At 71.2% G+C, this 16,709-nt stretch carries 13 protein-coding genes; 7 read left to right on the top strand and 6 right to left on the bottom strand.

The window, feature by feature from the left end; all coding sequences use genetic code 11:
* Positions 1 to 64: 64 nt before the first annotated feature.
* A complete protein-coding gene (locus ABZ928_RS43840; RefSeq protein ID WP_361532320.1) occupies positions 65 to 958 on the bottom strand; it encodes a LysR family transcriptional regulator in 894 nt (297 codons plus the stop codon).
* Between the two features lie 165 nt (positions 959 to 1,123).
* On the opposite strand from ABZ928_RS43840, the gene ABZ928_RS43835 reads away from it, so the two are divergent.
* Together ABZ928_RS43835 and kstD are read left to right on the top strand one after the other, a co-directional pair.
* Entirely contained in the window at positions 1,124 to 1,663 is a 540-nt protein-coding gene (locus ABZ928_RS43835; RefSeq protein WP_361532317.1) for a DUF6817 domain-containing protein, read from the top strand.
* Positions 1,664 to 1,776: 113 nt separating this feature from the next.
* The gene (gene kstD, locus ABZ928_RS43830; RefSeq protein WP_361532315.1) at positions 1,777 to 3,588 is read left to right on the top strand and encodes a 3-oxosteroid 1-dehydrogenase; all 1,812 of its coding nucleotides are present in this window, start codon (positions 1,777 to 1,779) and stop codon (positions 3,586 to 3,588) included.
* Between the two features lie 61 nt (positions 3,589 to 3,649).
* Here the strand turns inward: kstD and ABZ928_RS43825 are convergent, their stop codons facing one another.
* From ABZ928_RS43825 to mprA, 4 genes are all read right to left on the bottom strand, one after another.
* A complete protein-coding gene (locus tag ABZ928_RS43825; RefSeq protein WP_361532312.1) occupies positions 3,650 to 4,321 on the bottom strand; it encodes a methyltransferase domain-containing protein in 672 nt (223 codons plus the stop codon).
* A gap of 72 nt (positions 4,322 to 4,393) precedes the next feature.
* Positions 4,394 to 4,609 (bottom strand): hypothetical protein, encoded by a 216-nt coding sequence (locus tag ABZ928_RS43820; protein ID WP_361532309.1) that lies wholly within the window; start codon positions 4,607 to 4,609, stop codon positions 4,394 to 4,396.
* 51 nt (positions 4,610 to 4,660) lie between these two features.
* Positions 4,661 to 4,975, bottom strand: a complete 315-nt coding sequence (locus ABZ928_RS43815; protein WP_361532306.1) for an AzlD domain-containing protein — start codon at positions 4,973 to 4,975, stop codon at positions 4,661 to 4,663.
* Positions 4,972 to 5,658 carry an MprA protease, GlyGly-CTERM protein-sorting domain-containing form gene (gene mprA / locus ABZ928_RS43810; protein WP_361532303.1) on the bottom strand — a complete coding sequence of 229 codons (687 nt, stop codon included), beginning with the start codon at positions 5,656 to 5,658 and terminating at the stop codon, positions 4,972 to 4,974. The genes ABZ928_RS43815 and mprA overlap by 4 nt, the downstream gene beginning before the upstream one ends.
* A gap of 69 nt (positions 5,659 to 5,727) precedes the next feature.
* On the opposite strand from mprA, the gene ABZ928_RS43805 reads away from it, so the two are divergent.
* Positions 5,728 to 6,297: an XRE family transcriptional regulator gene (locus tag ABZ928_RS43805; RefSeq protein WP_361532300.1), complete on the top strand. Its 570-nt coding sequence runs from the start codon at positions 5,728 to 5,730 to the stop codon at positions 6,295 to 6,297.
* A gap of 110 nt (positions 6,298 to 6,407) precedes the next feature.
* On the opposite strand, the gene ABZ928_RS43800 is transcribed toward ABZ928_RS43805, so the two are convergent.
* Positions 6,408 to 6,611, bottom strand: a complete 204-nt coding sequence (locus tag ABZ928_RS43800; RefSeq protein WP_003992177.1) for a cold-shock protein — start codon at positions 6,609 to 6,611, stop codon at positions 6,408 to 6,410.
* A gap of 285 nt (positions 6,612 to 6,896) precedes the next feature.
* Between ABZ928_RS43800 and ABZ928_RS43795 the strand changes: the two genes are divergently transcribed.
* From ABZ928_RS43795 to ABZ928_RS43780, 4 genes are all read left to right on the top strand, one after another.
* Positions 6,897 to 7,745, top strand: a complete 849-nt coding sequence (locus ABZ928_RS43795; protein ID WP_361532297.1) for a menaquinone biosynthesis protein — start codon at positions 6,897 to 6,899, stop codon at positions 7,743 to 7,745.
* Between the two features lie 31 nt (positions 7,746 to 7,776).
* Positions 7,777 to 9,531, top strand: coding sequence for a serine/threonine-protein kinase (locus tag ABZ928_RS43790; RefSeq protein ID WP_361532294.1), 1,755 nt, complete (start codon positions 7,777 to 7,779; stop codon positions 9,529 to 9,531).
* 81 nt (positions 9,532 to 9,612) lie between these two features.
* Complete coding sequence (locus tag ABZ928_RS43785; RefSeq protein ID WP_361532291.1) at positions 9,613 to 11,988, top strand: serine/threonine-protein kinase; 2,376 nt, start codon at positions 9,613 to 9,615, stop codon at positions 11,986 to 11,988.
* 185 nt (positions 11,989 to 12,173) lie between these two features.
* Complete coding sequence (locus tag ABZ928_RS43780) at positions 12,174 to 16,667, top strand: FtsK/SpoIIIE domain-containing protein (RefSeq protein ID WP_361532288.1); 4,494 nt, start codon at positions 12,174 to 12,176, stop codon at positions 16,665 to 16,667.
* Positions 16,668 to 16,709 lie beyond the last annotated feature (42 nt).

The raw sequence follows: 16,709 nt of genomic DNA, 5'->3' as shown, positions 1-16,709 counted from the left end.
GGGTGGGGGAGAGGGTGAGGTGGTGGCGACGTTCCCGCAGCAGCCCAGCCACCGGCCGGCACCGCTAACGCCCGGGCGTCCGCCGGAACCGCTCCACGGTGTCCGCGAACGCCCGGGCCGGCGGACTGAGCGCATCCCACCGCCGTACGGCCCACCCCACCGGCAACGCCCGCAGCCCCGGCAACGGAACCAGCCGCAACCCCGCCGTGGTGGCCAGCCCGGACAACTCCGGTACGACGGCCCGCCCCACCCCCAACTCGGCGAGCAGCAAGGCCGTGTCCCAGTCGGCGACGTTGGTGTCGTAGATGAACCGAACCCCCAACTCCGCACAGGATGCGTCGAGTTGCGCGGCCGAGGCGGAGTTGGGCGGCAGCCGTATGAGCCGCACCCCGTCCGCCAACTCCTCAACTCCCAGCCGCTCCCGCCCGGCGAGCGGATCATCCGCCCGCACCGCCAGCACCCACGGCAACTCCGCCACCGCCCGCTGCTCGATCCCCCGCACGGGCGGCCCGAGCGTGATCCACGCCAGATCCAACGTGCCGTCAGCGAGCGCGTCGAAGCTCCCGCGCCCCGAACTGACGGTCCGGAACTCCAGGTTGACGCGAGGATGACGCCGCCGGAACTCCACGACCGCGTCCCCCATGAAATGCCGCACGGTAGTAGCCCCGGTAGCGACCCGCACAAACCCACTCGCCCCGTCAACGAGATCCCGCAACTGCCGCACGGCCAGATCCAGCCCGGAGATCCCTTCCGACGCCGCCGCCTCCAACACCCGCCCGGCGGCCGTCGGCACCACGCCCCGAGGCTGCCGCTCCACCAACGCGACCCCGGTCTCCCGCTCCAGCCGCTTCACATGCTGACTCACCGCGGACTGCGTACACCCCAACTCCCGAGCCACCGCACTCAGACTCCCGGCCCGGCACACGGCAACGAACACACGCAGGTCATCAAGGGTCATGCCGCCACGCTAACCCCCAGCAAACTCTTGGATCCAGCAATAAATCCCAAGGATTGACTGGCCCCGACCCCCTGTATGACGATCAACCCAGGGCCCAACGGGCGGCAACCCGCTCCCCACCCGGGACGGAGCGGGTGCCGACCCACCCGACCGAAGGGACCCCGGATGCCGTACGACGCCGTCGCCCAAGCGGACGCATTGCTCAGGGAGTTGGGCGCGGAGGAGATTTCCCACCCGGGCGGCAATCTCCTCACCCATCTCCACCGCGTACGAGCTCGCCTGGCCGCCTGGAACGCCGCCCCCACCCTCCAGCTGGCAGGCCTCTGCCACGCGTTCTACGGCACGGACGGCTTCCCGCACCCGCTCCTCCCGCTCGACCGCCGCCCTGATCTCAGGGAAGCCATCGGCGCGGAGGCGGAGGAGCTCGTGTACTTCTACGCAAGCTGCGACCGCAAGACCACGTACCCCACCCTGACTGACCCCGACGCCCCGTTCCGCGACCGCTTCACCGACGGCACCCACACCCCCGCCCTCCCGCTCCGCCAGGCCTTCGTCGAACTCACCGCCGCCAACGAACTCGACCTCGCCACGGAGAACCCCACCTTCCGCAACCACCATGGGCCAGCCCTCTTCGCCCTCTTCACCCGCTTCCGCCCGCTGCTCAGCGAACCGGCGTGGGAGGACTGCGTGGCCGTGCTCCTGTGAGGGAGGGGCGGGGTTTTGGCTAGGCGCGTGCCCCTTGACTTCACATGGTCCCCGCGTCACATTCCCATTTCTGACACACCCTCAGAAACCCGGTACCCGGGCGGGAGTGACCCATGACGACGACCACGAGCACCGAACCCGCGAGACCGAGCCCGAGCCCCAACGCCAGTGCCAGCCTCAGTCCCAACCCCAATCCCGGCCCTACCCGCCGCCAGCTCCTCGGCACCGCCGCCGCCGCCGGCCTCGCCGTAGCGGCCGCCGCCGGTGTCCCGCAGGCCGCTCATGCCGCTGATCTCCCCCTCCTCGGTACCTACGACGTCGTGGTCGTCGGCTCCGGCGCCGCAGGTATGACCGCCGCGCTCACCGCCGCCAAGCGGGGGCTCACCTGCGTCGTTCTCGAGAAGGCGCCCACCTTCGGCGGGTCTGCCGCCCGTTCCGGGGCCGGGATCTGGATTCCCAACAACTCCGTGATCCTCGCCGCCGGGGTTCCTGACACCCCCGCGAAGGCGGCCGCCTACCTCGCCGCCGTGGTCGGTTCCGATGTGTCCGCCGACCGGCAGGCCGCCTTCCTCGCCAACGGGCCCGCGATGATCTCCTTCGTCATGGCCAACAGCCCGCTGCGTTTCCGGTGGATGGAGGGGTACAGCGACTACTACCCGGAGTTGCCGGGCGGTCTTCCCAACGGGCGTTCCATCGAGCCCGATTACCTCGACGGCAACATCCTCGGCGCCGAACTCGCCCACCTGAACCCGCCGTACATGGAAGTCCCCGACGGCATGGTCGTCTTCAGTGCCGACTACAAGTGGCTCGCCCTGTCCGCGGTGAGCGCGAAGGGGCTGGCCGTCGCCACGGAGTGCCTGGCCCGTGGGACCAAGGCCCTCGCGCTCGGGCAGACGCCGCTCACCATGGGCCGGTCCCTCGCGGCAGGGTTGCGGAAGGGGCTCCTCGACGCGGGCGTACCGGTGCGGTTGAACACCCCGCTCACCGACCTCTACGTCGAGAACGGCACCGTCACCGGAGCCGTCGTCCCCGGCGGTCTCTACCGCGCCCGACGGGGCGTGATCGTCGGTTCGGGCGGCTTCGAGCACAACCTCGCCATGCGCACCCAGTACCAGCAGCAGCCCATCGGCGTCGACTGGACGGTCGGCGCGAAGGAGAACACGGGTGACGGGATCCGGGCTGGGCAGCGGGTCGGCGCCGGGCTCGCGCTCATGGAGGACGCCTGGTGGGGGCCCGCCATCCCCCTCCCCGACCAGCCGTACTTCTGTCTCGCCGAACGCACCCTCCCGGGCGGTCTCCTCGTCAACGCCGCCGGGCGTCGGTTCGTCAACGAGGCCGGGCCCTACAGCGACGTCGTCCACACCATGTACGAGCGCAATCCGACCGACCCCGACATCCCGGCCTGGCTGATCACCGACCAGAACTACCGCAACCGTTACCTCTTCAAGGACATCGCGCCGACCTTCGTCCTCCCCGACGACTGGTACACCTCGGGCGCCGCGAAGAAGGCCTGGACCCTCGACGCCCTCGCCACCGCGATCGGCGTCCCGTCGGCCGCCCTGCGCACGACCGTCGACCGCTTCAACGTCCTTGCCCTGCAAGGCAAGGACACCGACTTCCACCGCGGCGACAGCGCCTACGACCACTACTACACAGACCCCTCCGTCCTCCCCAACTCCTGCCTCGCCCCTCTCTGGCTGCCCCCGTACTACGCCTTCCGTATCGTCCCCGGCGACCTCGGCACCAAGGGCGGCCTGCGCACGGACGCCCGGGCACGCGTGCTGCGGGAGGACGGCACGGTCATCCCCGGCCTGTACGCCGCCGGGAACGCCAGCGCGGCCGTGATGGGCCACAGTTACGCGGGCGCCGGTTCGACGATCGGCCCGGCGATGACGTTCGGCTACATCGCGGCCAGGGATCTTTGACCACGGATCTCTGACCACGGATCTCTGACCAGGGATCTGTGAGCCGAGGTCCCGCCGAGGTCTACCCAGGCCTGCGCGCGATCAGGAACGCCTGCCGCGACAGCTCCGAAGCGTCCGGTTCGCGCACCGTCCGTGAGACGAGCGCGAATCCGGCCGCCTCCAGGAGCTCCACGACCGTCTCCGGCTGCCGTCGCAGGAAGTCGAGGATGACGTCATGGCCGAAGGGCTTGTCGTGCCGCTTCGGCTCGTCGCCGACCTGGAAGGCGATGAGCAGATGGCCACCGGGTGCGAGGACCCGCAGGAACTCCCCGAAGAGACGCGGGAGTTCGTCCACAGGGGTGTGGATGGAGGAGTACCAGGACACGACCCCCGCGAGCGAGCCGTCGGCCACGTCCAGCTCCAGCATCGACCCCCGCTCGAACCGCAGCCCCGGGTTCTCGCGCCGGGCGATCGCCAGCATCGACTCCGAGAGGTCGAGCCCGAACACCGACAGCCCGAGGGAGTCCAGATACGCGGTCACCCGCCCGGGCCCGCACCCCAGGTCGGCCACCGCGCCGCCTCTCCCCACGAGTTCGGCGAAGGCGTCGATCAACGCCCGGTCGATCGGCGTCACCGTCAGCACGTCACGGAACCGCTCGGCGTAGTCCTCGGCGACGGTGTCGTAGAACACCCGGGTCCTGGTCAGGAAGTTGGAGTCGGAGTCGCAGTTGGAGCCGGAGTTGGAGTCGGTCATGGCAGCGGACCCTAGCCGCCGCCACTGACAACAGGCCGGGAGCTCGGCCGGAAGCCCGGTCAGGGCAGGCCCCTAGCCCTCCGGCTGCGCCTCGTCCTGCCCGGCCGCCCGCCGCAGACCTCCGGCTCCGACCGCGACCCCGACGGCCACACCCGGCCCGATCCCCAGGGCGAGCCCGAGTCCGAGGTTGTCGATGACGGTCAGGCCGAGCAGCAGCCCGAGGGCCACCCCGAGGGACAGTCCGAGCGAGACGCTGATCGCGAATCGATTGCCGGCCTCGGTCCCCATGCCCACTTCATCCCTGTGCACTGCTCGTCCGCCCTCGTCCCCCTGAGATCCCTACGCCATTCCGAACGCGCGCAGCACCGCCGCGGTTCCCGCCGCCCCCAGCACCACCACCACGAACGGGGCCTTCCGCCAGGCCAGTACACCCCCGACCAGCACTCCGAGCGGCCGTGCCCACCCCGCGAAGCCTCCGCCCTCGGTCAGCGCCCCCGTGGCGAGCAGGGCGGTCAGCAGGACGACGGCGCCCGCGGCGAGCAGTTCCTGCACGCGTGCGGGCAGCTCCACGCGCCCGTGCAGCGCCGGTCCGACCAGCCGGAAGGCATACGTCCCGACCGCCAGCGCCAGGATCATCGCGACCGTCGCGCTCATGCCGACCGCCTCCGGCCGAAGGCGAGGAGCCCGGCCAGGGCCAGCAGTACGGGGATGCCCGCCGGGGCGACCGGGGTGAGGAGCAGCGCCACGCAGACGCCGAGTGCCGCGGATCGTCGTACGGCCGTGTCGGCGCGCAGCGCGGGCAGGACCAGGGCGACGAGGACGGCGGGGAAGGCCGCGTCGAGGCCGTAGCGGGCGGTGTCGCCGAGGGCGTCGCCCGCGAGGGCTCCGGCGAGGACGCCGATGTTCCAGACGGCGAACAGGCCGAGCCCCGAGACCCAGAACGCCGTACGACGTCGTACCGGATCGGTCTGCGCGAGGGCGAAGGCGACGGTCTCGTCGGTGACGAGGTGGGCTCCGAGGAGGCGGGCAAGCCGGCCGCGGCCGAGGGTGTCCGCGACGGCGAGGCTGTAGGCGGCCGTGCGGGTGTTGAGGAGCAGGCCGGTGGCGGCCGCGGCGAGGGGGCCGCCGCCGGAGAGCAGGACGCCGACCGCGCTGAACTGGGCGGAGCCCGCGTAGACGAGCAAGGACATCACTACGGGCACCCAGATCGGCAGGCCTCCGGCCACGGAGATCGCGCCGAAGGAGACGCCGACGACGCCGCTGGCGAGCCAGACGAGGGAGGCGTCTCTGATCAGCTCCAGGGGGAGGGTCCGGGGTGTTCGCTCTGTCGTACGCATGTTCTTTATAGTGGACAGTAGATGTCTTGTTCGTCAAGGCGAACGTTCATACCGATGGAGCGAACGCATATGTCCGACAGTCAACCGCCGGCCCGACTTCCGCTGGAGTGGATCGCCGCCTCGCTGCGGCGGGAGCGGACCCGCGTAGGCCTGTCGCTGTCCGAGCTCGCCAAGCGGGCCGGGATCGCGAAGTCGACGTTGTCGCAGCTGGAGGGTGGCACCGGGAATCCGAGCGTGGAGACGCTGTGGGCGCTGGCCGTGGCGCTCGGGGTGCCGTTCAGTGCGCTGGTCGAGCCGCCGGCGCCGTCCGTGCAGATCATCCGGGCCGGGCAGGGGCCCTCGGTGGCGTCCGAGCAGGCGAACTATGTCGGCACGCTGCTGTCGTCCAGTCCACCCGGGGCGCGGCGGGACATCTACCGGATCACCGCGGAGCCCGGGGCGGCCCGGGTCTCGGAGCCGCACATCCCCGGCTCGGTCGAGCATCTGATCGTGAGTTCCGGCCGGGTCAAGGCGGGGCCGAAGGGCGAGGAGGCCGAGCTGGGGCCCGGGGACTACATGGCGTACCGCGGGGATGTGCCGCACTCGTACGAGGCGCTGGCGCCCGGGACGGCGTTCGTGCTGGTCATGCAGCACATCTGAGTTCCGCGGTGCGGCTTCTTCTCGGGTGAAAGGCAGGAGCCCCGTTGCCGACAGGCGGCACGGGGCTCCTTGGGTACTGCTCTCAGGTCCGGATCAGAGACTCAGGAGTCTCAGACGGGGGTGACGTTCTCCGCCTGCGGGCCCTTCGGGCCCTGGGTGACGTCGAAGGAGACCTGCTGGTTCTCCTCCAGCGAACGGAAGCCGCTCGCGTTGATGGCGGAGTAGTGGACGAAGACGTCCGGGCCGCCGCCCTCCTGGGCGATGAAGCCAAAGCCCTTTTCGGCGTTGAACCACTTCACGGTTCCGGTAGCCATAAGCCCTCCTTGGGCCCAAAGGGTTGCCCTGCTCCAGAACCTGCAAGTGTGAAACGGTGCTGCACAACTGCATACGTCTGAAAACGACTAGAGCCCGCGGTCACATGCTCCGCAGGCTCTGTACTGCAAGGGAAACCAAACTGCAACTTGCGGCGAGCCTAGCACGAGGGCAGCCGAAAGCAATAGAGGCCAAGATCACGTCACTCGGATGTTTGATCGTGCTCGTGACGGATTGACGGTGGGGGTGGCCATCGTACGTCAGGACCCAGGGTCTAGCCTCACGATGTGGACAATTCACGCACCCGGCCGCGCGTCGGCCACATCCAGTTCCTGAACTGCCTGCCCCTCTACTGGGGGCTCGCCAGAACGGGCACGCTCCTCGATTTCGAGCTGACGAAGGACACCCCGGAGAAGCTCAGCGAGAAGCTGGTGCGGGGAGATCTCGACATCGGCCCCATCACCCTGGTCGAGTTCCTGCGCAACGCCGACGACCTCGTCGCCTTCCCCGACATCGCTGTCGGCTGCGACGGCCCGGTGATGTCCTGTGTGATCGTCTCCCAGGTACCCCTGGACGAGCTGGACGGCGCGAGGGTGGCCCTCGGGTCCACCTCGCGCACCTCCGTCCGGCTGGCGCAGCTGCTCCTGGCCGACCGCTACGGCGTACAGCCCGACTACTACACGTGCCCGCCCGACCTCAGCCTGATGATGCAGGAGGCCGAGGCGGCGGTCCTGATCGGCGACGCGGCGCTCCGGGCGAACCTGCTGGACGGCCCGCGCTACGGCCTGGAGGTCCATGACCTCGGCTCGCTCTGGAAGGAGTGGACCGGACTGCCGTTCGTCTTCGCCGTCTGGGCGGCCCGCCGGGACTACCTGGAGCGCGAGCCGCACATCACCCGCAAGGTCCACGAGGCCTTCCTCGACTCCCGGAACCTCTCCCTCGACGAGGTGGGCAAGGTCGCCGAACAGGCCGCCCGCTGGGAGGAGTTCGACGAGCAGGTCCTGGAGAAGTACTTCACCACCCTCGACTTCCGCTTCGGGGGGCCGCAGTTGGCGGCGGTCGCGGAGTTCGCGCGCCGGGTGGGGCCCACGACGGGTTTCCCGGCGGACGTGAAGGTGCAACTGCTCCAGCCCTAACCTGCATCTGAACCTGATGGGGGGAGGCAGCATGCAGCCGCTCGGAGTCGACGAGCCCACCGTCATGGGGCCCTACCGGCTGCTCGGCCGGCTGGGCTCCGGCGGAATGGGCCGGGTCTACCTCGGCCGCAGCACCGGCGGCCGCACGGTCGCGGTCAAGATCGTGCACCCGCACTTCGCGCTCGACGAGGAGTTCCGCGCCCGCTTCCGCCGCGAGGTCGAGGCGGCGCGGCGGGTCGGCGGCGCGTGGACGGCTCCGGTGCTGGACGCGGACCCGGAGGCGCCGGTGCCGTGGGTGGCGACGGCGTACGCGGCGGGCCCGTCGCTGACGGCCGCGGTCGCGGACGGCGGCCCGCTGCCCGCGCATTCGGTACGGGTGCTGGGGGCGGGGCTCGCGGAAGCGCTCGCGGCGGTGCACGAACTGGGCCTGGTGCACCGGGACGTGAAGCCGTCGAACGTGCTGCTGACCCTGGACGGCCCGTTGCTGATCGACTTCGGCATCGCGCGGGCCACGGACGGTACGGCGTCCCTGACCTCCACGGGAGTCTCCGTCGGCTCGCCCGGCTACATGTCGCCGGAGCAGATCCTCGGCAAGACGGTCACCGGAGCGGCGGACGTCTTCTCGCTGGGCGCGGTCCTGGCGTACGCGGCGACGGGGGAACCGCCGTTCCCGGGTGACTCGTCGGCTTCCCTGCTCTACAAGGTCGTACACGAGGAGCCCGAACTGGGCTCGCTGGACGGCGACGTGCGGGATCTGGTGGCGGACTGCCTGGCCAAGTCCCCGGGGACCCGGCCGACTCCGGGGGAGGTGGCGCGGCGGCTGGCTCCGGAGGGCGCGGCGCGGCTGGTGGCGGGCGGGTGGCTGCCGGGGGCGCTGGTGGAGCAGGTGAGCCGGAGTGCGGTGCGGTTGCTGAATCTGGAGGTGGCGGGGGAGGTCTCGGGGGAGGCGGCGGGGGAAGTCGCTTCGGGGCCGGTGGGGTTCAGCAGTGAGTCGGTGGGTGAGGGGGTGCCGACGGTGGGGGAGTTCGGGCCGGCGCCGGTGATGCCGGGGGCGACTCCGGCTGTGCCCGCTGTCCCCGCTGTGCCCGCTTTCGCCCCGGCTGCCGTACCTGAGCCACGTACCTCCGGACCCCGGGACGCCGTTCCACCCTCAGATTCACCTTCGGGCGCCCGGCCCGGCAGGGTCACCGTCTCCGTGGCGGCGACCTCGGTGCCGGGGGAGGAGGGGCGTGGGCGGCGGATGAGCTGCACGGTGGCGCTCGCCGTCGCGGGGGCGCTGGCGGCGGTGACCGTGGGCTCGGTGTTCCTGTTCGACCTGCTGCCGGGGGAGCGGCGGGACGACGCGGGCGGGTCGGACTCGGGCGCGTACTCGCCGGCGCCGTCGTACTCGTCCTCCTCGCTGCCGACGAGCGAGTCCAGCGCGGCCCAGGAGGCGCCCGCCGAGGTGCCCGCCCGCTATCTCGGCACCTGGGAAGGGGAGGGCAGCGGCTCCGGCATCCCCATGGGCAGCTTCCGCCTGACCGTCGAACAGGCCGCCGTCGGCGAGGAGTTGGGCAAGCTCAAGCAGACGGATATCTTCGGCGGCGTCTGCAACGACACCCTGACCCTGAAGAAGGTCACCGAGACCGAGCTCATCGCCACGTCCGTGGGCGCGAAGAGCAACCACGACGGCTGCAACCCGGCCGCCCACACGGTGCGGTTGAAGCCGGTGGGGGACGACCTCCAGTACATCTCGGAGAGCGCGGCGGAGGGGAATCCGGAGGCGCGGATGTCGAAGGTCGAGTAGCCATCACTACTGTGTCTGCGAAAGCGAACACGATCACACTCACGATCGCAGTCACGATCACGGACACGGGGATGGCCCACCATGCAGACGTTGCAGCCCGACGATCCACGCGAGTTGGGCAGCTACCGCATGCTGCGGCTGCTCGGCGCCGGTGGGATGGGGCGGGTCTACCTGGCCCGTTCGCCGGGTGGCCGGACCGTCGCGGTGAAGGTCGTGCGCCCGGATCTGGCGGCGGACGCCGACTTCCGGGGCCGTTTCCGGCACGAGGTCGAGATAGCGAAGGCCGTCTCCGGCCGCTACACCGCCCCCGTCGTGGACGCCGACCCGGAGGCGGCCCTGCCGTGGCTGGCGACGTCGTACGTCCTCGGCCCTGACCTCACGGACGTGGTCGGCGCGCACGGGGCCCTGCCGGAGCGGACCGTGCGGGCGCTGGCCGCGGGGCTCGCCGCGGCCCTCCAGGAGATCCACGCCGCGGGCCTCATCCACCGCGACCTCAAGCCCTCGAACGTCCTGCTCGCGGCCGACGGCCCGCGCGTCATCGACTTCGGCATCGCACGCGCGGTGGACGGAAACCGTATGACACAGACGGGAGTTGTCGTCGGTTCGCCCGGATTCATGCCGCCGGAGCAGGCGTTGGGCAAGGACGTCGGCCCCGCGGGCGACATCTTCTCGCTCGGTGCGGTCCTGGCCTTCGCGGCGACCGGCCGCGGCGCCTTCGGCGACGGCGCGGTCTCGCACGCTGCGCTGCTCTACCAGGTCGTCCACGGCGAACCGGACCTGACGGACGTACCCCCGTCCCTCCTCGGCCTCATCCGCGCCTGCCTCCAGAAGGACCCGGCCCAGCGACCGGCCCCCGCCGAGATCGTCGCGGCGCTGGCTCCGCAGGGGGTCGAGGGGGTGCTGCGCGACTGGCTGCCGTCGGCGGTGGCGTCGACGATCGCCACGCATGCGGCGGGGATCCTGGACCTTGAGGCGCCGGAGGCACCGGAGGCGGTGCCATCGGCTCCGGCCGCGGGGGCGTTCGGGCCGGCGGTGTCGCCCACGCCGGGGTACGGGTATCCGGCCGGTGGCATCCCCGCGCCCGTGCCTGGTTACGGGACTCCGGCCGGTGGCACTCCCGCGCCCGCCTACGGCACTCCTCCCGCGGGTTACGGATACCCGCCGCCCGCCCCCGGCTACGGCGCCGTCCACCCGGGCACCGTCCAACTCGGCTCCACCCCCACCGCCTCCCCGTCCGCTCCCTCCCGGCGCCGTGCCCTCACCCTCGCGCTCGGTGGTGCCGCGGCCGTCGCCGTGGTCGGGGGCGGGACCGCGTGGTGGCTGGGTATGGACGACGGGAGCTCCGCCCGTGCGTCGGGGGGTGGGGGTGCGGCGGGCAAGGATGGGTCTGCCGAGCCGGTCGAGGAGAACTTCACGACTCCGCCTGCCGGGGTGGCGCCGCAGCCGCTGTGGCACAAGACGCACCCCGATGACAGCGTGGGCACGGCCGTGCCGCCGCTCGTCCACGACGGGCTGCTTCTCGTCGCCGGTGACCCGCTCGTCGCGTACGACGTGAAGACCGGCAAGACCGTGTGGTCCAAGCCGGAGATCTGCCGGCCCGGGGCCCAACTCCTGTTCCACGACGGCAAGGTGTTCCTGGCCGACGGCGACTATGAGGGCGTACTCGTCGCCTATGACGTGAAGACCGGCGAGGAGGCGTGGCGCAGCCGGCTCGGCAAGCTGATCGACGTCGAGGAGACCATCGCCATCGACGGCAAGAACGTGTACGTCACGGTGACCGACTTCAGCGAGTCCAAGTCCGCCACCGACTACCGCACGGGCGTCGCCGCGATCAGTCACGGCACCGGCAAGAAGGTGTGGCTGCAGAAGCGGGACTGGGGCACCGACGACTACGACGTCGAGGGCTCGGTCTCCGGCAAGTACCTGGTGTACACGGACTCCAAGTACAACGTCACCGTCCGGGACACCGCCACGGGCGGCCAGCTGTGGACGAAGAAGATCGGCGACGACTGGGAGTGGCGGCCGACCGTCGCGAACGGTCTCCTCTTCCTGCCGGGCGAGAAGCTGACGGCCGTGGACGCGGACACAGGCGCCACCGTGTGGACGCTCTCACCCAACGGCCGACGCGGCTTCAACGACCCGACGGTCATCGACGGCGTGGCCTATGTCAGGGACTACGACCGCGGCGTGTGGGCCGTCGACGTCAAGACCGGCAAGCGGATCTGGCTCTGCGACGAGGCCAACAAGGGTGCGCAGACGTTCATCAGGGTCGGTACGACGTTGTACGGCGGCGGCAGCTCGCTGGGTGGTGGCGTGGCCGCGCTGAACGCGAAGACCGGCAAGGTCCGCTGGACCTGGACCGACGACAAGAGCGAGGGCGACTGGCAGATCGTCCCCTCCGGGAACCGGCTGCTGGTGACGAGCGGGGCGCAGATCTACGCGATGCCGGCGGTCTGAGCGGGGTCGCCGCGCGGCTCGGTTCGCGGCTCGGTTCGCGGTCCTTCACCGGTTGGCCCGCGATCCTTCACCGCTTGCCCCCGTCCGTCCCCCGGGCGGCCGGGCGCGGGGGCCGGTACTGCCATTAGTCTCCGTTAGCTGAAGTAATGAATGTGGCCACAGGGGCCGACGGGAGGATGACCGCCATGCGGATGCTGGTCACGGTCGTACGGGAAGGCGGTGAGCCGCACGATGTCGTGATCGCGACGGACGACACGGCCACCGCCGGCGAGGTCGCGGAGGTGCTGGCGGAGGCTCTCGGGCACCCGGTCCAGCCGACGACCGGCCACCACGCGGGGAACGTGGTGCAGATGCCCGGCACCGTGATGCCCGGCACCGTGATGCCCGGCTTCGGCGCGCCCGTGACCCGGGGCCCCTCCCTGTGGGCGGACGGCGAGTACTGCGATCCGGCGGCCCCTGCGGCCTCCGTACTCCGTGACGGCATGCGTGTCGCCGTGGACGACTCGATAGGCCCGCTGCTGCGCAAGGGCGAGCCGGTCGGCCAGTACGAGCTCAGGGTGGCCGGCGGTCCCGCCTCCGGCCGGGTCGTCCGGCTCGGCGTCGGCGCGGCCACCGTCGGTGCGGCGCCCACCTGCTCGCTGCCCGTGTCGGACCCCGCGCTGCCGCAGGTCGCGCTGCGCGTGACGATCGACATGAAGGGTGAGACGAAGCTCAGCCCCGAGGGCGACGCCGAGGTCCTGCTCGACGACGAGCCGGTGACGGCCGATGCGGCCGGGACGCCCTGGCCGCTCGGCGGCGTCGTACGCGTCGGCGACTCGCTGCTGGTCCTGGACCGGGTGGCCGAACCCGACGCCCACCTCTCCCTGATGAGCGAGGGCGGCCTCGCCTACAACCGCCCGCCCCGCCTCAACCCGCTGCGGCCCCGGCGCCGTGTGGTCGTACCGGTGCCGCCCAGCAAGAGTGAGAAGGCGAAGTTCCAGTTCATCCTGGCGTTCATGCCGATGCTCTTCGGCCTGACGATGTACTTCATCACCAAGCAGATCTACATGCTGCTGTTCTGCCTGATGAGCCCGATGATGATGGCCGGACAGTGGCTCAGCGACAACCGCGAGGGCAAGAAGAAGGACAAGAACTCGGCGAAGCAGTACAAGAAGGACCTCGCCGAGCACAAGGCCGAACTCGCCGTCCTCGCCAAGGAGGAGCAGCGCGCCCGCCGCGCGGACGCCCCCGACCCGGCCGAGATCCTGCTCTTCGCGACCGGCCCGCGCCGCCGCCTCTGGGAGCGCCGCCTCACCGACCCCGACGCGCTGCTGCTCAGGGTCGGTGTCGGCGGCCTGGAGTCCGACGCCGAGATGGTCATGGCGCGCGGCGGCAACCAGTACGAGGAGGACCGCCCCGAGCCCCCGACGCTCCCCGATGTCCCGGTCACCCTCCCCTTCGGCCGGCTCGGTGTCGTCGGCGTCGCGGGCGACCGGGAGCGCGCGATGGCCACGGCCCGCTGGGTCGCCGTACAGGCGGCGGTCCTGCACAGCCCCCGGGACCTCTCCCTGGTCTCCCTCGCTGCGACCCCGCAGGCCGGCGCCGAATGGCACTGGGTCCACTGGCTGCCCCACACCGACCCCGAGCAGGGCCAGGACTGTGTGGCGCTCGTCGGCTTCGACTCCGAGGGCATCACCCGCCGCGTCAACGAGCTGCTCAACGAACTGGCGCGGCGCAAGGCGGCCCGCGAGCAGCAGAACATGATGGGCCAGCTCTACCCCGACGCGAACATCCTGCTGATCCTCGACGGCGCCCGCCTGCTGCGCCGCGTGCCCGGCGTCCCCCAACTCCTCACCGAGGGACCGCAGTACGGCATCATCGCCCTCTGCATCGACGAGGACGAGCGGCTCCTGCCCGAGGAGTGCAAGGCCGTCGTCGCCTGGCACCCGGACGCCCCGCACCACATCCGCGTACGCGGCTACGGCATGGAGGGCGTCGGCGACATCCTGGCCGACCAGGTGAGCTACGAGTGGTGCGAGCTGCTCGCCCGTTCCCTGGCGCCGGTGCGCGATGTCAGCCGCGACGACGCGGGCGCCGCGCTGCCGACGGCCGCCCGGCTGCTGAACCTGCTGAACATGCCCAACCCGACCGGCGCGGACGTCGAGCGGATCTGGCAGGCGGGCGGTGCCACGACCGCGGCGCCGATCGGTATCGCGGCGGACGGCACGTTCGTCCTCGACATCCGCCGGGACGGCCCGCACGCGCTGGTCGCGGGTACGACGGGTGCCGGTAAGTCGGAGCTCCTCCAGACGATCATCGCGTCGCTCGCGGTGGCGAACCGCCCGGACGCCTTGAACTACGTCCTCATCGACTACAAGGGCGGCAGCGCCTTCATGGACTGCGCCCGCCTCCCGCACACCGTCGGCATGGTGAGCGACCTCGACGCCCACCTCACGGAGCGCGCCCTGGCGTCGCTGGCGGCGGAGTTGCACCGTAGGGAGAAGACCCTCTTCGACGCGGCGGCGAAGGACATCGAGGACTACAACGACACCCGCAAGCTCCGCCCCGAGCTGGAGCCGATGCCCCGACTCGTCCTCGTCATCGACGAGTTCGCGTCCCTGGTGGCCGAACTCCCGGACTTCATCGCGGGCTTGGTCGACATCGCCCGCCGAGGCCGTTCGCTGGGCGTGCACCTGGTGCTCGCGACACAGCGCCCGGCGGGTGTGGTCAGCGCCGACATCAGGGCGAACACGAACCTCAGGATCGCCCTGCGGGTGACGGACGCCGCGGAGTCGATGGACGTCATCGACGCCCCGGACTCGGGCGCGATCGCGAAGTCGACCCCCGGCCGTATGTACGTCCGCTCGGGCGCCCAGTCGCTGGTGGGCGTGCAGTCGGCCCGTATCGGTGGCCGCCGCCCGGCAACGGGACAGACGGGCCCCAAGGCGACCCTGACCCCCCTCCCCTGGACGGGATACTCCCGCCCCTTGCCCAAGCGGCAGGAGTCGGACGACGACGGCACCATGGTCACCGACCTGGCGGTCCTGGTGGACGCGGTGGCCGACGGCGCGGCGCGCATGGGCTTCGGTGAGCAGCGCAGCCCGTGGCTCCCGCCGCTCGCGGAGCAGGTGACGTTGGCGGAGCTGATGTCGTACGACGCGGGTCAGCAGGCGGGGAACGACGTGGCGCCGATCCCGTACGGCCTGATCGACCAGCCGGCGAAGCAGAGCCGCAAGCCGCTGTCCCTGGACCTGGTGCACGGCGAGCACACGTTGCTGCTGGGCGGCGCGCGCTCGGGCCGCTCGACGGCACTGCGCACGCTGGCAGGCTCCCTGGCCCAGGCGACGTCTCCGGATGACGTGCACTTGTACGGCATCGACTGCGGCTCGAACGCCCTGCTGCCGCTGATGCGCCTGCCGCACGTCGGCGCGATCGTCACGCGCGACGAGCCGGACCGCACCCGCCGCCTCATCGAGCGCCTGCTCGCGGAGATCGCCCGCAGACAGCAACTCCTCGCGATGGAGGGCGCGTCGAGCGCGGCGGAACAGCGCGCGTCGGCGGCCCCGGAGGACCGGTTGCCGTGGATGGTCCTGCTGTTGGACAGCTGGGAAGGCTTCGCGTCGACCTTCGAGAGCTACAACTACGGCCAGTTGCTGGAAGCGGCCCAGCGGATCTTCCGTGAGGGTTCTGCGGTGGGCCTGAAGGTAGTGATGACGGCCGACCGAAGCGGCTTGAGCGGCCATGTGTCGTCGGCGTTCGCGGACCGCATGGTCATGCGCTTCGCAGACCCGAACGACTACTCAACGGCAGGCTTGTCCTCCCGTGAGGTCCCGAAGAACATGCCGCCGGGACGCGCGCTGAAGATGACGGACACGGGCGTGGACGAGACGCAGATCGGTCTGTTGGCGGAGGACCCGGCGGGCCAGGCCCAGGTACGCGCGCTGCGGGAAATCGCGGAAGAGGCAAGGACCCGCTTCCCCCGCATCCCGGCGGGCCGCCGCCCCCTGCGCGTCGACGCGCTCCCGTCCCGCATCACGGCGGCGGAGGCGATGTCGCTGGACCCCGACTTCGTGGCCCCGTCCCCGTTGTGGGCCCTGGTCTCGGTCGGCGGCGACGAACTCCACCCCATGGGCATCGACCTGGAGGAGAACGGCCCCGGCTTCGTCATCGCGGGCCCGCCGAAGTCCGGCCGCTCGACGGTACTGATGGCGGCGACGGAGTCGCTGCTGCGGGCGGGCACGCCGGTGGTACTGGTGACGCCGCGCCGTTCGCCTCTCCGCGACCTGGAAGGCCGGGAGGGCGTCCTGGGCGTCCTCAACGCCGAGAGCCGGGGGGACGACCTGGAGGACCTGGTGGAGGGCCTCGGCGGCGGCGCGTACGTCGTTGTCGTCGACGACGCGGAGCTGCTGTACGACACCAACCTCGACGAAGCCCTGGAGACGGTGATCCGCAAGGGCGCCGACGGGGGGATCGGCCTCCTCGCGGCGGGCACGACGGACAGCCTCTCGGGTCAGTACCGAGGCTTCGCGGTGGAGGCACGGAAGTCCCGGAACGGCATGCTGCTCACGCCGCAGACGTCTTCGGACGGGGAGTTGTTCGGGATTCGGTTGCCTGCGAACAGTGGGGGCGGGGCTGTGGGGAGTGGGTTGTTCATCTCCGGTGGGGCGTACGTGCCGGTGCAGGCGGTGATGAACGGCTGAGCAGCGAAACGGGGCCCGGCTCTTGGTGAGCTGGGCCCCGTT

Origin of the sequence: Streptomyces sp. NPDC046909 (assembly GCF_040644695.1) — a bacterium.
GTDB lineage: Bacteria > Actinomycetota > Actinomycetes > Streptomycetales > Streptomycetaceae > Streptomyces.
The sequence above is the reverse complement of the archived record's forward strand: the minus strand, read 5'-3'. Positions and strand labels throughout refer to the sequence as shown.

Excerpts from the sequence above, each read along its gene's own strand:
- ABZ928_RS43840 (WP_361532320.1), bottom strand. The coding sequence starts at position 958 with ATGACCCTTGATGACCTGCGTGTGTTCGTTGCCGTGTGCCGGGCCGGG.
- ABZ928_RS43835 (WP_361532317.1), top strand. The coding sequence starts at position 1,124 with ATGCCGTACGACGCCGTCGCCCAAGCGGACGCATTGCTCAGGGAGTTG.
- kstD (WP_361532315.1), top strand. The coding sequence starts at position 1,777 with ATGACGACGACCACGAGCACCGAACCCGCGAGACCGAGCCCGAGCCCC.
- ABZ928_RS43825 (WP_361532312.1), bottom strand. The coding sequence starts at position 4,321 with ATGACCGACTCCAACTCCGGCTCCAACTGCGACTCCGACTCCAACTTC.
- ABZ928_RS43820 (WP_361532309.1), bottom strand. The coding sequence starts at position 4,609 with ATGGGGACCGAGGCCGGCAATCGATTCGCGATCAGCGTCTCGCTCGGA.
- ABZ928_RS43815 (WP_361532306.1), bottom strand. The coding sequence starts at position 4,975 with ATGAGCGCGACGGTCGCGATGATCCTGGCGCTGGCGGTCGGGACGTAT.
- mprA (WP_361532303.1), bottom strand. The coding sequence starts at position 5,658 with ATGCGTACGACAGAGCGAACACCCCGGACCCTCCCCCTGGAGCTGATC.
- ABZ928_RS43805 (WP_361532300.1), top strand. The coding sequence starts at position 5,728 with ATGTCCGACAGTCAACCGCCGGCCCGACTTCCGCTGGAGTGGATCGCC.
- ABZ928_RS43800 (WP_003992177.1), bottom strand. The coding sequence starts at position 6,611 with ATGGCTACCGGAACCGTGAAGTGGTTCAACGCCGAAAAGGGCTTTGGC.
- ABZ928_RS43790 (WP_361532294.1), top strand. The coding sequence starts at position 7,777 with ATGCAGCCGCTCGGAGTCGACGAGCCCACCGTCATGGGGCCCTACCGG.
- ABZ928_RS43785 (WP_361532291.1), top strand. The coding sequence starts at position 9,613 with ATGCAGACGTTGCAGCCCGACGATCCACGCGAGTTGGGCAGCTACCGC.
- ABZ928_RS43780 (WP_361532288.1), top strand. The coding sequence starts at position 12,174 with ATGCGGATGCTGGTCACGGTCGTACGGGAAGGCGGTGAGCCGCACGAT.